Source organism: Mucilaginibacter sp. UYCu711 (genome assembly GCF_050433825.1).
Taxonomy (GTDB): domain Bacteria; phylum Bacteroidota; class Bacteroidia; order Sphingobacteriales; family Sphingobacteriaceae; genus Mucilaginibacter.
This window is the reverse complement of record NZ_JBNPWM010000006.1, coordinates 155055-170805: the sequence shown is the minus strand read 5'-3', so window position 1 is coordinate 170805 and position 15751 is coordinate 155055. Positions and strand designations below refer to the sequence as shown.

13 protein-coding genes are annotated in these 15751 nt (G+C 43.0%); 8 read left to right on the top strand and 5 right to left on the bottom strand.

The window, feature by feature from the left end:
• Positions 1-19: 19 nt before the first annotated feature.
• The gene (locus tag ABIB50_RS14240; RefSeq protein WP_429380535.1) at positions 20-991 is read right to left on the bottom strand and encodes a GlxA family transcriptional regulator; all 972 of its coding nucleotides are present in this window, start codon (positions 989-991) and stop codon (positions 20-22) included.
• A gap of 139 nt (positions 992-1130) precedes the next feature.
• Here ABIB50_RS14240 and ABIB50_RS14235 point away from each other — a divergent pair, with 139 nt between their 5' ends.
• From ABIB50_RS14235 to ABIB50_RS14210, 6 genes are all read left to right on the top strand, one after another.
• Positions 1131-1556: a VOC family protein gene (locus tag ABIB50_RS14235; RefSeq protein ID WP_429380533.1), complete on the top strand. Its 426-nt coding sequence runs from the start codon at positions 1131-1133 to the stop codon at positions 1554-1556.
• Positions 1557-1607: 51 nt separating this feature from the next.
• Entirely contained in the window at positions 1608-2105 is a 498-nt protein-coding gene (locus tag ABIB50_RS14230) for a DinB family protein (protein ID WP_429380531.1), read from the top strand.
• A gap of 8 nt (positions 2106-2113) precedes the next feature.
• Positions 2114-2326, top strand: coding sequence for a hypothetical protein (locus tag ABIB50_RS14225; protein ID WP_429380529.1), 213 nt, complete (start codon positions 2114-2116; stop codon positions 2324-2326).
• A gap of 30 nt (positions 2327-2356) precedes the next feature.
• Complete coding sequence (locus ABIB50_RS14220) at positions 2357-3733, top strand: MATE family efflux transporter (protein WP_429380527.1); 1377 nt, start codon at positions 2357-2359, stop codon at positions 3731-3733.
• Positions 3734-4025: 292 nt separating this feature from the next.
• Positions 4026-4811, top strand: a complete 786-nt coding sequence (locus tag ABIB50_RS14215) for a 3-keto-disaccharide hydrolase (RefSeq protein ID WP_429380525.1) — start codon at positions 4026-4028, stop codon at positions 4809-4811.
• Positions 4812-5018: 207 nt separating this feature from the next.
• Positions 5019-5258, top strand: a complete 240-nt coding sequence (locus tag ABIB50_RS14210) for a hypothetical protein (RefSeq protein WP_429380523.1) — start codon at positions 5019-5021, stop codon at positions 5256-5258.
• 9 nt (positions 5259-5267) lie between these two features.
• Here ABIB50_RS14210 and ABIB50_RS14205 read toward each other — a convergent pair whose 3' ends face one another.
• From ABIB50_RS14205 to ABIB50_RS14195, 3 genes are all read right to left on the bottom strand, one after another.
• The gene (locus ABIB50_RS14205; protein ID WP_429380521.1) at positions 5268-8042 is read right to left on the bottom strand and encodes a PKD domain-containing protein; all 2775 of its coding nucleotides are present in this window, start codon (positions 8040-8042) and stop codon (positions 5268-5270) included.
• A gap of 182 nt (positions 8043-8224) precedes the next feature.
• The gene (locus ABIB50_RS14200) at positions 8225-10876 is read right to left on the bottom strand and encodes a PAS domain S-box protein (RefSeq protein WP_429380519.1); all 2652 of its coding nucleotides are present in this window, start codon (positions 10874-10876) and stop codon (positions 8225-8227) included.
• A gap of 450 nt (positions 10877-11326) precedes the next feature.
• The gene (locus ABIB50_RS14195; protein WP_429380517.1) at positions 11327-12730 is read right to left on the bottom strand and encodes an FAD-binding oxidoreductase; all 1404 of its coding nucleotides are present in this window, start codon (positions 12728-12730) and stop codon (positions 11327-11329) included.
• A gap of 86 nt (positions 12731-12816) precedes the next feature.
• Between ABIB50_RS14195 and ABIB50_RS14190 the strand changes: the two genes are divergently transcribed.
• A complete protein-coding gene (locus ABIB50_RS14190; protein ID WP_429380515.1) occupies positions 12817-14028 on the top strand; it encodes a glycosyltransferase family 4 protein in 1212 nt (403 codons plus the stop codon).
• Here the strand turns inward: ABIB50_RS14190 and folB are convergent.
• Positions 14016-14372, bottom strand: coding sequence for a dihydroneopterin aldolase (folB, locus tag ABIB50_RS14185; protein ID WP_429380513.1), 357 nt, complete (start codon positions 14370-14372; stop codon positions 14016-14018). The genes ABIB50_RS14190 and folB overlap by 13 nt on opposite strands.
• 138 nt (positions 14373-14510) lie before the next feature.
• Here folB and ABIB50_RS14180 point away from each other — a divergent pair, with 138 nt between their 5' ends.
• Positions 14511-15692: an acyl-CoA dehydrogenase family protein gene (locus ABIB50_RS14180; protein ID WP_429380511.1), complete on the top strand. Its 1182-nt coding sequence runs from the start codon at positions 14511-14513 to the stop codon at positions 15690-15692.
• The last annotated feature ends 59 nt before the right edge of the window (positions 15693-15751 follow it).

The following is a 15751-nucleotide window of genomic DNA, read 5'->3' as shown; positions in this document are numbered from 1 at the left end:
GAGAGGGTTGGGTGGGGTGTCATCCCATATAAAACTTTTCCCGGTACCCGGTTGGTGTCATGCCGACGGTTTTCCTGAAGATCTTACGGAATGCTTTTGAATCGGTGTAACCCGAGTTAACCATAACTTCGGTCATTTGCTGATTGGTTTCTACCAATAGTTTCTTTGCAGCTTCAATACGTGTTTTTTGCAGGTACTCTATAGGCGTTATGCCGGTTACCTGTTTAAAACGGCGGGCAATGTTGCGGCGGCTGCCCGGTATTTCTTTTATCAGCTCTTCAATAGTACCCGTGTTATGATAAGCGCTTTCAATACTTCTTTGCGCCATGGTGACCAGCTCGTCATTATGCTGCTGCGATGGCGAGAAGGTGCTGAAATAAGTTTGATGCTCCCTGTCCATATCAATAGAAAACAATTTGGCTATCCGTACAGCTATATCTTTACCACAATACTTTTGCAGCAGGTGCAGCATTAAATGAAAACTTGACGTTGAGCCGCCGCTGGTATAAAGCCCACCATCGCCGGTTACCACTTTGTCGGCCTGAAGCTTTACTGTTGGGAAAGCATGGGCAAACTGCGGGCAGGCATCAACATGGGTAGTGGCCAATTTACCGTTTAACAGCCCGGTGGCGCCTAATAAAAACGCGCCGGTACAAACGCAGGCCAGTTCGGCCCCTGCTTTAAACTGTTGCTGCAGCCAGGGAATATATTTTTGATTTTCATATACAGCCAGCCCAATATCCGCCGAACCAAATGCCGGTATAAATATCAGGTCTTGCTTTGCTGAATTATTAACCGATTGGATTTGATAGCTGTTAAATTCGACTGCTTTTTGCTGATCTATCACATCGGCGCTAAACAATGAGATATTAAAAACCGGGTCTTTCTTATCATTAACATAAAAACGGTTAACGCTTTCAAAAACATCTAAAATAGCGGCTACGCTTAATAGCCTGTACCTGTTTGTAAGTAAAATGCCCAGTTGTATCATCTGTATTAAATATTTGGTGACGGCTAAATATATAAAAAAATGTCCCGAATACCCCCTATAGTTGACATTTACACACACCTTCAATATTGTAAATAGCCCTTACCTTAGCATTATCAAAAACACTTAAAACAACACAACAATGGCAAAGATCAATCCGTACTTAAACTTTTTAGGTAATACCGAAGAAGCTTTTAATTTTTACAAATCAGTATTTGGCGGCGAGTTTTCATCTTTTGTACGCTTCAGAGATACTGAACATGGCGCCAATCTTCCTGAAGAAGATAAGGACAAGCTGATGCATGTTTCCTTACCAATTGGCGATAACATATTAATGGCTACCGACGCTTTGGAATCAGCAGGCCATACGATAAGAATAGGAGATAATTTCTCGATCTCTATCACTCCCGAAAACATGGAAGAGGCCAATAAAATATTTGACGGCCTGGCTGCCGGCGGTATTGTAGAGGTGCCTATCGAGAAAATGTTTTGGGGTGCCTGGTTTGGTATGCTGACAGATAAATTCGGCGTAAAGTGGATGGTAAATTACGACGAAAATCAGAAATAATAAATCCAAGTGCTTCGCTTGAAAGAGCGGAGCACCTAATCACTCTACCTTATGAAAGACTTATTAACAGAATTAGAAAAAACTAAAACGCAGCTTATCCAGGCCATTGCTGCTATCAGCGAGGAGCAGTTTAATACTGTACCCTTTAAAGATAGCTGGACAGCAGGACAAGTTACAGAGCATATTTTTAAAGCGGTAGGCGTTGGTGTGCTTTATGGCAAAACCCAACCAACAGAACGCGCACCGGATGAAAACGTTGAAGAAACTGGCAAACTCTTCTTAAACATGGATATCAAAATGAAGTCGCCTGATTTTATTTATCCGTCTGATGGACCGCATGATAAAAATGAAATGCTGGCTAAACTGGAAGACAGTTTTAACAAGTTGATAACTGCTGCTAAAACGCTCGACCTGACTTTGACTTGTGTTGATTTTGCCATACCCGGCGCCCCACCCTGGACAAGGCTTGAATTTATCTGGTTTTATGTTTTCCATACCACCAGGCATACCAATCAGCTAAAAAATATAGCTAAGGCATTAGCGGGATAATTAATTCTATGATAGTCGAGGTCTTTAAAACAAATGTTAATGAGGTTGAGCCGTCTGAAATATTGATCAGGCAGCTGCTTGACCATTTCCCTGAAAGCCGGATCAACTTTGACCTGGAAGACTGCGACAAAATTTTACGGGTTGAAGCGAAAGCCATCATATCCAAAAAAATAATTGAAGTATTAAACGCAAATGGCTATTCTTGCGAAGTACTTTTGTAAGTAATTATAGCCTTTCCCGACTACCCTATCATGACCTTAAAAACTATCTTTTCTGTAATCAAGCAATCCCTGAATGGCGAAAGCCAGGATTATACGCAGGGCAGTATCCGCAAAGCGGTATTCCTGCTGGCAGTGCCGATGATATTAGAGCTAAGTCTTGAAAGCGTATTTGCTTTGGTTGATATATTTTTTGTAGGCAAGCTTGGCGAAAACGCTATAGCCAGTGTTGGGCTTACTGAATCTGTTATTACCATAGTTTATTCGATAGCCATTGGCTTAAGCACGGCCACGGGCGCGGTAGTTGCCCGCCGCATTGGCGAGAAAAATCCGGACGGCGCAGCGCATGCAGGTGCGCAATCATTAATTATCGCTTTTATAATATCAGCAGTATTAACTGTTGTGGGCATGGTATATGCCAGCGATATTTTAGGGCTGATGGGCGCCAGTAAACAAGTAGTAGCCGACGGCGCGATATTTACCCGCATTATGTTTGGTGGCAGCCTGGTTATTATCCTGATCTTCCTCATAAACGGCATCTTTCGCGGCGCTGGCAACGCGGCAATGGCCATGAAAAGCTTATGGATAGCCAGTTTGGTTAATATCATACTCTGCCCTATCCTCATCCACTTCTTTGGGTTAAAGGGTGCGGCTATGGCAACAGTAACCGGCCGTACCTCTGGTGTGGTTTACCAGGTTTATCACTTAATAAAAGGTAATGGCATAGTGAAATTTACAGCCGCTCACTTCAATTTTGATACACCTGTAATTAAAACCATCATAAACATAGCCTGGCCCGCTACATTGCAGTTTATTATAGCCAGTGGCAGTTGGATAGCAGTAGCACGTTTAGTGGCTGAAACAGGCGGAACGGCGGCCTCTGCAGGTTACCAGGTGGCTATACGTAACGTGGTATTCTTTATTCTACCCGCCTGGGGTTTAAGTAACGCGGCAGCAACCCTGGTTGGTCAGAATTTAGGTGCCAAAGAAATTGACCGCGCCGAAAAGAGCGTAATGATCACAGCAAAGTATAACGCCATTTTTATGGGGATAGTAATGGTTATATTTTTATGCTTCTCTAACCATATCATCCGCATATTTACGCAGGATGCGGAAGTAGTAAAATATGGCACGCAGGCTTTGCAAGTGTTTGGCTCGGCTTATATTTTTTACGGGATAGGTATGGTAATGACCCAGGCCCTTAACGGCGCCGGCGATACCCAAACGCCTACCTGGATAAATTTTATCTGTTTCTGGCTGATACAAATACCGTTGGCCTGGTACCTGTCAAAACATTTAGACATGAAAGCCACCGGTGCTTTTATTTCCATCCCGATAGCAGAAACAATGCTGGCCCTGGCTGCGTGGTATTACTTTAAAAAAGGTAAGTGGAAAGAAGTTAAGGTGTAAACAATTAACAGCAACTATAGTATACACCAAAGCAGGTCTACAATCAATAATAGGGCTACACCCCAGCCTAAAATCACAAGTCCGATAGGTTTCTTTGGGTAAGGGTCTTTGTCTAAAAATTCCATATTAATTGTTTTCTTATACTGATTATACGTAATTAATCCTGTTTGGGTTGGCGCTTTTGTAAAATTTTTGTTTGCTCAGTTAAAAGACAGCTATAAATCCATTAAATAAATTAAAATCTTATAGATTTGGCTTGAATATTATAAACGATCACACAAAAACTAAATTCATGAAATACAATTTTATTTTGGCAGCGAGCCTGCTATGTTTAACATCTGTTGGCTATGGGCAGGTAACTACAGCTACTATTAAACAAGCTAACCTTGCATCGTCAAACCCAAACAGTGCCGAGCTTTTTGAACCAATACCTAATGTGGTTACCCCTGCTAAAACTTGGGGCAATGCCCCTTCGGATGCTATTATTTTATTTGATGGCAAAAATTTAGACGAATGGCAATCACCAAAAGATCAATCGGCTGCAAAATGGACCGTAGCAAAAGATATCCTTACCGTTGATAAAACGGCAGGCGATATTGAAACCAAACGTAAATTCGGCAGCTTTCAGCTGCATATCGAGTGGAAGATACCCGCGGATATTACCGGCACCGGGCAGGCCCGCGGCAATAGCGGTATATTTTTATCAGGCAAATACGAGATCCAGGTATTAGACACTTATAACAACGATAACAAAACCTACATTAATGGTATGGCAGGCAGCGTATACCGCGAGTCTATCCCATTGGTGAACCCTGCTAAAAAAGCCGGCGAATGGAACGTTTATGACATCGCCTATACCGATCCTGAATTCAATGCCGATGGTACTGTAAAAGAACCTGCGCGCGTTACTATTTTCTTTAACGGGGTGTTGGTTCAAAATAACGTTGCCATTAAAGGCGCTACGTCAACCACCAGTGCGCACAAATATACTGCACACGGCCCTGCTTCAATAAGATTACAGGCACATGGCGATAAAAGCGCCCCTATCAGCTATCGTAATATCTGGATAAGAGAATAATATTTCCTGCAATAAAATCAAGCCGTCCGGATACACATTGGGACGGCTTTTTAGTGTACTTATAATTTAATTGTAAAGAGACTCAATCTATTACAACATTTAACGTTTCGCCATGCAATATTAAATCAGATACAGCGTATTTACATATATTAAAACCCACTGCCATTTGATAAAAAACGGACTATTCAAGTATTAAATCATCACAACATGAATTATAAACTGAAGTTAGCCGACGGTACCACACAGCTTATTGAAATTACTGCCGGATATTTTAAAACCTGGCGCGTGTGGAAAGTTAAAATAAACGGCAAAGCAGCTATGCTTTATAAACTGGGTAGCGAGTGGATGCAGCGTAATGAAGACTACCTGGATATGTATACGCTTAAGGCTATTGGTGAATTTATAGACACGATGATAACCCCACCCGGTAAGCAACAATTGGCTTAAATAGTTTGACTATCTGATAATGGTAACATAACCTGATACGGGTTTGCGGCCATTTTTGAGATCAATTATATAATAATATACCCCAAAAGGCAGGTCGCCGGTATTGGATTGTCCAGCCCAGGGAGTTTTATAACCAATGGATGAAAATACCTTTAGCCCGTTACGGTTAAAAACATCAACAGTACAACCCGAAAAACTATCTAAATATTTAATATCCCATTTATCATTTATACCATCGTTGTTTGGCGTAAAAGTATTGGGTACTACAGGGTCTAACAATGCCTTTATATTTACATTATCACTAACCGAGCATCCTTTATTATTGGTTACGGTAAGCGTGTAAGTAACGTCCTTAGTTACCGTAATAACGGGATCTAAAATAGTGGTGCTGCTTAAACCTATTGCCGGCGACCATTGGTACTTGAGGCTATCGCCTGTTGCGCTGGCGTTCATGCGTGTAACCCCTCCGGCTAATACAACCATATCTTTCCCGGCATCAACTGTAGGTATGGGTTTAACAACTATTACACGGGTTACCGTGTCGGCACATGCTGTTGCGGCCGTATAAATGTAGCTTATGGTATGGGTGCCTACACCGGCCGCCAATGGGTCAAATAACCCCGACGTGCTAACGGCTGTTCCTTTATACGTACCATTACCTGCAATACCACTAATCTCTTTCGCCGCAAGCTGTGTGGGGCCATTATTTATACACAACGAGTCGGGGCCGTTAAAGGTAAGCGACGCTGCTCCATACACTGTTATGGTTACTTCTTTGGGTTTCATGCAGGTTTCGCCTGAATAGGCATACATTACCACCCTAAAAGTTTTTTTCGGCTGTGAGCTAAATTGAGGGTAAAAATGATAATATAGTTTACCGGGGGATGGATTGTTATCTACCTCGGGCGGGATACTTGTATTATCGGCATCATAATACCAATCTATCCTGGTTATTGAACCCGGGAAAACAGAAGCTTTATTACGGAAGTATGTGTTGCGCCCGCTACATAATGATGCTTCATTTAGTACGTCAAAATCAGCTTCAGGATTTGAGCCGTTGATCATAACAGGTTTGGTTACAGAACCGACACAACCCGAGGCTGAAGTTACAGTTAATGTAACCTGGTATAACTGCGCCTTCAAAAATATATGCTGTGGATTTTTTTGTGTGGATGTATTGAGGGTGCCGCTGCCCGGGTCGCCAAAATCCCACAAGTAAGTGAGGTTACTATTGTCCGCTATTTTGGTGTTATCAGTAAATTTAGCGTAACTGCCATCTGCGCAAGTTGGCGGTAAGGTAAAATCAACTACCGGCAATGGGTTTATCACAATGGTTCTGCTTAATACCGACGTGCACCCTCTGTCAGTATTTATGGTTAATTTTAACTGATAGCTGCCTGCTGTTGCATAAGTATGCTGGAAGGGAGCCATCGCGTTATGGGTTTCTGTAGGGCTGCCATCGCCAAAATCCCAAACCCGCGCCAGCACAAAACCATCGGTACTTACTGATGCATCGGTAATAGTTACGGCTTTTGTCACACAATCAGGTGTTGAATAACTAAAAGCCATATCAATACTTTTAAAAACGTGTACTACCTTAGCCGTATTTGTTGGTGTACATCCAAGCTTATTCCTAACTGTTAGCTTAACCGGGTAATCGCCGGGGGCGTTATATATGTGTAAGGGGTTTTGCTCTGTTGATGTTTGTCCATCACCAAACTCCCAAAGCCAGCTTCCTACTTCTGAATCACCGGCCGTAGATTGGTCTGTAAACAAAATGGGCTCGCTTTGACAAGTCGCCTTCGCTACCAAAAAATCGGCGGTAGGCAAAGCCAAAACTTTTACTTCAAATGCATTTGAAGCTACTACACAGCTTGGCGTATTAATATTAGCTAACGAACTGGTAACAAGCCGGTAAGAGTACGTCCCCGGTTCGGGTGGAGACATAACAGTGAACGATGTAGCTGTACTTGGCGGGGTTTGATCTACCCAGTTACGGTTTTTATAAATCTGTACCTTTTGAGAATTACCTGCAGGAAGCAACGTAGTGGATTTAATAGTTACGGGGTTAGAAGTACCCTCACAAAAAGCGCTGTTGGCCTCGTCAGACGTAACCCTTACCGGTGCTCCATAGGGTCTAAAAACAATATCATCAATTGCTATATCGTTACCCAGGCCACCGGGCGCGTTGTTTACCATTTTAATAATAACAGCTTCTCCATCAGATGTTGTGGTAAATGTAAAAGTATAGTTTGTCCATACACCCAATTGACTGATGTTACCGGTGCTGCCACTGCCCAGAGGGGCACCGTCAAGTGATTCAATACTGAAACTAACGTTAGGCAAAATTGGCCCCTGTATTTTTATGATATTTTTTATAAAGGCAGAAAATTGATAGGTTGTATTGCCGCATAAGCCGGGAACTTTACGCCTGTAAAATTCGCCGGGCGTATAACTTGCATTCACTATCATCATATAACCATTTGGGTCGCCTGTATGATCAGTAGTAAGACCCCAGCCATTATTTAAACCGCCTGTAGTACTGGCAATGGTATAGGAATTATCATCGGGCGTTGCTGCTACATAAGAATAGGTGGTTGATCCTGAATCGGGCCTAAGGGCTCCGCCAAATTGGTTGATACCCGCCCCAAAAGTTATATGCACGATAGGATCGCCCAAACTTTGTGAATAACTTTTACTGGAAGTGGTTATAATAAACAGCAGAACATAAGCCACTACCAAAAGATATCGCTTATAAATTATCCTGCTAAAATATGGTAGCATGTTTCTTCCCCCTCGGCACATTTATAGTTGGTGCCTAAAAGTATCATAAATTATGCAAATACTCAATAAGCTATACAGACCTTTACGTCAGTATTTCTCTTGTGGTTGCACCCTGCGATCATCTAAATAATCTTCTTATCATCAGATTGGATATTTTTACGCTTACCGGGGCAATCCTATATCTATTCGGCCTTGCCGTGCAAAGGTATCGAAAAGCAAAAAGTTGAACCTTTGCCAACGCTGCTGGTCACCCAGATTTTGCCGCCTTCGCGCTTAATTATTTCTGATGATATGTATAAACCAAGCCCCAGGCCCGGGAAAGTGTGCTGCATATCGCCGCTCACACGGTAAAATTGCTCGAAAACCTTGTTCAGCTTATCCTCAGCGATCCCGATACCAAAATCCTGTACGCATAGCCTTACCTCGTCATCCTTTAACGATGTGCTTATTATGATCTTATCTGCCTGCGGCGAATACTTAATTGCATTGGTTATCAGATTGGCAATAACCTGGCCTATGCGTTCTTTATCTCCAAATACTATACCAATATCTACATGATTTTCAACCAACGTATGCTTTTCGGTTGTGCGTTGCAGGTCTTCAATCAATTCCTGCACCATTGGTACAAAATCAAACTCCCTGTCATTAAACTGCAGCTTGCCCGAGTTTATTTTGGTAACATCCAGCAAATCAGAAATAAGGCTTGTAAGGCGGTTTATTTGCGCGTCCATGCGGGCTATCATGGCAGCTTCTTTAACCTCACCTTTTTTAAGCAGCATTTTTTCTAATACCTGGGTATAGGCTTTAATACTGGTAACCGGGGTTTTAAGCTCATGGCTGGCTATGCCTATAAAATCATCCTTTTGTTGCTGGATATGTTTTTGCTCGGTTATATCAACACATGATCCAATATAGCCCGCGAATTTTCCACCACTATTGTACTGCGGCTGCCCGGTTAAAACACACCAGTGAACGCCACCATCCACATGGTTAAGCCTGAATTCAACTTCAAACAGGCCATGTACCGCTATATTACCGCTTAGTTTTTCGGCTACTTTTTTGCGATCTTCCGGTAAAATTGCGTGCAGCCAGCCTGTACCCAAATGCTGCTCATAATGCCTGCCTGTCCAGTCTATCCAGGTTTGGTTTACATATGTTACCGCGCCCGACGCATCAGACATCCACAGTGTTGTTGGCGCGGCGCTGGTAATATTACGTAATAGCTGCTCGCTGTCTGCAAGCGCCTGTTTAGCTTTCAACTCGGGCCGCATATCGCGCATTACTGCACCTACAGCTATAGGGATACCCGAAATTGGGTCATCTATCCGGATACAATTATTATATACCGGGAAAATCTCGCCGGTTTGAAGGTGCCTTACCAGCATGGTTCCTTCCCAGCGGCCCTTGGCCATTACAGTTGGTAAAACTTCCTGCTCAACCAGTGCAAAGTGTGCCGGGTCATGCAATTCGGATATCGGCACCCTTGAAACGTGAGCCGCGTCATCAAAACCCAGCATCGCCATGCCGGCCTGGTTAATGTAAGAGTTAGTGCCATCCATGCTCAATATCGACATTAAGTCGACGCTGTTATCAACCAGGGTAATTAATTTACGTTGTTCTTCTATGGCTTTCCTGTGTTCGGTGGTATCAAGTAATGTACCTAAAATACGCACGGCCTCTCCTTTGTCGGTATAAATAACTTTCCCCTCCACCTTTAACCAATGGATTGATTTGTCTTTCCTGATCACCCGGGCCTCATACAATAGCTTGCCTGAGGTAATAGCATCTTTATGAGCCTTTTTTCTAAGCTCCAGGTCATCCGGGTGGAAAACAGATAGGTATTCGTTGCGAGGAGCGGGTTCATCAAACCCCAAAATATTTGCGGATATGCTTGAAGTTATCATCTCACCGGTCACCAGGTCGAGGTCAAAGGTACCCAGGCCAACCGCGTCGACAGCAAGGCGGGCACGTTCTTCCGCTTCTTCTATTTTCTTTTTTGCGATAATTGTTTCGGTAACTTCATTGGCGACAACGATAACGCCGCTTATGGTGCCATCGGTTTCCCTGAATGGCTGATAAACAAAGTTTACGTATACGGTATCCAATTCGCCGTTGCGCTCTAACAATACCGACGCGCCCTCGCCTTTAACCGGCACACCGGTAAGGCGCACACCATCCAACAGTTCTTCAAACCCCTGCCCCTTTACGTGCGGGATACAATCAAATATGGGCCTTCCCATCATCTGGGTGGCCGTTTGGCCATATAGCTCAGATATTTGCGGGTTGATCAGATCAACCACAAATCCGGCTCCCTTTAGTATGGCTATACCAACCGGCGCCTGCATAAATGTAGAATACAATTGCTGCTGCTGTTGTTTAAGTGCTTCAACCCCTGCCTGTTCGCGTTGGGTTAATTTATACAGCTCGGTTACATTTATAGGCGAATGTATGAAGTATACCACATTGCCATCGTCATCTAAAACCGGGGTGTTGGTAGTTGTCCACCAGCGCTCCTCAAACTCATTAGTACCGGGTATAGGGATATCATACCGGTAATTACTCATGGTATGTGGCTTTTTTGAGCGGATAGCCTCATCAAACGAAAAAATGGTACGCTCGATATTTTTCGATTCCTCATCGGTTGGATTTGCCGGGAATGCTCCAAAAACAGATGTGCCGATCAATGATTCACGGGTACTGTTGGTTGCTTTAAGATAGGCATTGTTTACATCAATAATAGTGTATAACGGCTTATCTATGCTTATAATAAGCATGGTAGCCTCGCTATTGTAAAAAATATCTTTATAACCGTATTCAGGTAGTTTTGTAACCATATTTAAAGGATTTATCCCTGTCTAATAAAATCAATATCACATAACAAGTTATAAGCCTAATTGATTTAAATAATGCTCAATATGCTAAAATATTTATACTTTTTAAAGATGCCATATTATTCATATATCCAAAACCATTAGCATTTTCACCCTTCAATCAATTTTAGGGTCATGGCTTGCAGCTATATTTCCTTAAAGGAAAATTTTAACAACGAATTAATGTTAATAAATAATAAGTTATATTTGTAATATCATGACCCCACCCCTACAGGATCCAGCCCAGAAAAAAAAAGCTGTAAAATCTTATCCTGTTTGCCCAAAGTGTAAAAGAAAAATGGATATCCGCATTACACGCAGCATCCTTGTTAAAATATTATTGTTCTGGTTGCCTATCCGAAGGTATAAATGCAGTAACTGTGGTCGCAAACGCCATATCCTGTACCGTTAATATTACCTGTTAAATATTTTTCCCGGGTTTAAAATATAATTTTTATCAAATACCTGCTTAATGCCCCGCCATATTTCAAAATGTACCGGTGTGTATTTTATTGGCATAAAATCTTTTTGTACCAGCCCTATACCATGCTCGCCGGACAGTGTCCCGCCCAGGAATACCGTCAGCTCAAATATTTCGCGGATGCCGTCTTTTAGTTTATTATTCCAGTCGTCATCGCTCATATTGGCTTTTATGATATTTACGTGCAGGTTGCCATCGCCTGCATGGCCATAGCAAACCGACTCAAACCCATATTTATCCCCGGTAGCTTTAATGCCCGCTATTAATTGCGGTAATGCCGCACGCGGTACAACGGTATCTTCTTCCTTATAAACCGAATTTGATTTTACCGATACCCCTATAGTTCGCCTTATGCGCCACAGTTCTTCTTTTTGGATGGCTGTGTCTGCAAATAATACATTAGTACAGCCAAACTCTTCTAATACCGTATTGATCTTTTCGCAATCGGTAAATATGATGTCAGCATTGTTTCCATCCACCTCAATCAGCAGGAATGCCGCATCACCAGGTTGCAGGTCAAAAACTATCGCGTCTTTTTCTATCACCCATTCTATTGCCCTGCGTTCCATAAATTCAAGAGCCGACGGTATAATGCCTGCCCTAAAAATGGCCGATACTGCCTTACAAGCGGCATCATTTGAAGTAAAGGACGCCAGCATTAATGCGTCAACAGTTGGAGCCGGGATAAGCTTTACCACAATTTTGGTGACTATACCCAATGTACCTTCCGACCCGATGATGAGCTGCGTTAAATTATAGCCTGATGCATATTTTAAAGTGTCGGCGCCGGTCCATATAATTTCGCCAGAGGGCAATACCAGTTCCAGGTTCAGAATATACTCCCGTATCGTCCCGTATTTTACCACCCTTGGCCCGCCCGATCCATGCGACACATTCCCCCCAATAAAGCAGCTACCTTTGCTTGCGGGGTCTATCGGGTACAGCAATCCTTTAGCTGCTAGCTGGTTCATAAATTCTTCGGTAATAACACCGGGCTCTACAGTTGCCTGCAGGTTTTGCTCATCAATAGCTATGATCTGGTTAAAGCGTTCCATCGCCATAACTAAACCACCCATAACCGGTAATGCTCCCCCGCTTAAACCAGTGCCCGCGCCGCGTGGTGTTACCGGTATTAAATGTTCATTACAAAGTTTTAATAACGCGGCAACTTCCAGTGTAGATTTTGGCTTAACCACAACTTCGGGGTAATAGCGCAGGTCCTCGGTCTCGTCATGGCTATAGCGCTCCATTTCGGCGTGGCCGGTTATAACCGCATCACTACCAACAATATGGGTAATTGCGCTCAATATATCCGGGGTTATTTTATTATAGGCCATAAAATTGATGAAAACCAAAACTATGTATTATGCGCTGTAAATTAATTTTTATACGTATAATTAACACACAAATATATCCCGCCAATATGAAAAAATTATTGCTATCTGTTTTTGCATGCGATCCTTCTAAAGGATCAGAAGATGGCAATGGCTGGAACTGGGCCTTAGGTATGGCCGGTAAAGGCTATGAGGTACACTGCCTAACCCGGAGCGTAAATCGCGAAGGTATAGAATTACATACCAGGCCCGATAAAGTAACTTTTCATTATATAACAATGCCGTTAGGTACCGAGAAGCTGTTTCATGCACCGGGACCAGGAATTTATATGTATTACATGCTTTGGCAATGGCTGGCGTATAAAAAAGCAGCCGGCTTGCATAAGCAATTCAAATTTGACCTGGCCCACCACGCAACCTGGGGCAGCTTACAGATGGGGTCATTTTTATATAAGCTGGATATCCCCTTTGTTTTTGGGCCTGCAGGTGGCGGGCAGATAGCCCCCGAGGCTTTTAAAAGCTATTTTAAAGGCTACTGGGCATCCGAAGTAAAAAGGGAGAAGGTGAGCGATATGCTGGTTAAGAATAACCCGGCCTGCAAAAAGATGCTTAAAAAAGCGTACTCGGTGCTGGTCTCCAACCGGGAGACCATGGCGTTGGCAAAATCTGCCGGTGCAAAAAACTGTCACATATCATTAGACACCGCCTTGCCCGATAGTTTTTACCCGGAGGTGCTTAAAATCAAATCGCCCAAAAAAGATAAACTGCAATTATTGTGGGTGGGCCGCTTTATGCCGCGCAAGGGTGTTTTACTGGTATTGGAGGTTATGCAACAGTTAAAATCATACCCCGGCATAACCCTTACCGTTGTAGGGCATGGCGAAATGCAGCAGGAAATTGAAGATTGTATCATAGAATATGGCTTGGAAAACACCGTACGATTAACGGGAAAAGTACCTTACGAAGAGGTCCGCTCCTATTATGATTCGCATGATGTTTTCTTTTTCACTTCGCTGCGCGATTCAAATGGTGTGCAGGTTATAGAAGCTATGGCATTTGGTATGCCTGTTATCACCCTTAATTTACATGGGCAGGGCATTATTGTAAGCGATGAAACCGGTATAAGGTGCAGCCCCGAATCGCCGGCTATTGCCGTGGCCGAATTAAAAGAAGCGGTGCTTGAACTTTATAACAACCCCGCTAAAGTAAGCAGCATGAGCGCCGAAGCCGCCAAATATGCCGCCAAACAAAAATGGCCCGAAAAAATAAATGATACCGTAACTAATTATTACCCTTTTTGATAACTGAGCGATACGGCCGAATAAGCTACTTTACCGCCCAACGGCGGGTTAGCTTTTTTTAAGGTAAGCTTTATAACATCCACAAAATTATATTGTTGCTTTACTGCGTCAATAATAGCCTGCGCAACAGTTTCCAATAACTTTTTAGGCACTTTCATTATTTCGCAAATAATATTATAAAGCTTTTCGTAATTAACGGTATTAGCCAAGTCATCCAGGTTTAAGTTGCCCGGTTGGATAAATTCAACCTCGATATCAACAATAAAGCACGTCCCTAATTTTTGTTCTTCGGGATAAAAGCCGTGGTAGGCAAAAAATTCTGCTCCGTGTAATGCTACAATCATAACACAAAGTTAACACTTTGGGTTGATTAGTTGATTTAGTGAGTGGTGAATGGTTCTTAATTTGATTCAACTTTTTATGCACCATTCACCACTCACTAATCGCTATTCAACTATATTTGTTTACAAACAAATACCACTATGGCTAAAACTGATCTTTTTGAATCGCCCGATTATTACTTATTAGACGAATTATTAACCGATGAGCATAAGCTGATCCGTAAAAGCGTGCGCGATTGGGTAAAAAAAGAAGTAAGCCCTATAATTGAAGACTATGCGCAACGGGCCGAGTTCCCCAAACAGCTTTTAAAAGGACTGGCCGAGATAGGCGCCTTTGGCCCTACCATTCCGGTACAATATGGCGGTTTGGGGTTGGACTATATGGCCTATGGCATCATCATGCAGGAGATCGAGCGTGGCGATTCGGGGATCCGGTCAACCGCGTCCGTACAGGGGTCATTGGTGATGTACCCTATTTATGCTTACGGATCTGAAGATCAGAAAATGAAATACCTGCCCAAACTGGCAAGCGGCGAACTGATGGGTTGCTTCGGCTTAACCGAGCCCGATCATGGATCTGACCCGGGAGGCATGACCACCAATTTTAAAGATGCCGGCGACCATTACCTGTTAAATGGCGCAAAGATGTGGATCTCCAACTCGCCATTTGCTGACATTGCTATTGTTTGGGCAAAAAACGAACAAGGTAAAATACAGGGCCTGATAGTGGAGCGCGGCATGGAAGGTTTTACCACGCCCGAAACACATAATAAATGGTCGTTACGCGCGTCGGCAACCGGCGAGCTGGTATTTGATAATGTTAAAGTACCAAAAGAAAATTTATTGCCCAATGTATCCGGGTTAAAGGGGCCGCTTGGCTGTCTTAACCAGGCACGTTACGGCATTGCCTGGGGCGCTATCGGCGCGGCTATGGATTGTTATGACACCGCCCTGCGTTATGCCAAGGAGCGTAAACAATTTAACAAACCAATTGCGGCATTCCAGCTACAGCAAAAAAAGCTGGCCGAGATGATAACCGAAATAACAAAGGCCCAACTATTGGTTTGGCGCTTAGCAACCTTAAAAAACGAGAATAGGGCCACGCCCGCGCAAATATCAATGGCTAAACGTAACAGCGTTGAAATTGCTATAAATATAGCGCGTGAAGCAAGGCAGATACTTGGCGGAATGGGCATTACCGGCGAATATCCTATTATGCGGCATATGATGAACCTTGAGTCGGTAATTACGTATGAAGGTACACATGATATACATTTATTGATAACTGGTTTGGATATTACCGGCGAAGAAGCTTTTAAATAGCGTTATTGTAAAAAACTTATTCTTTTAGTTTAATTATAGCTGTAAATATTATATTTGTT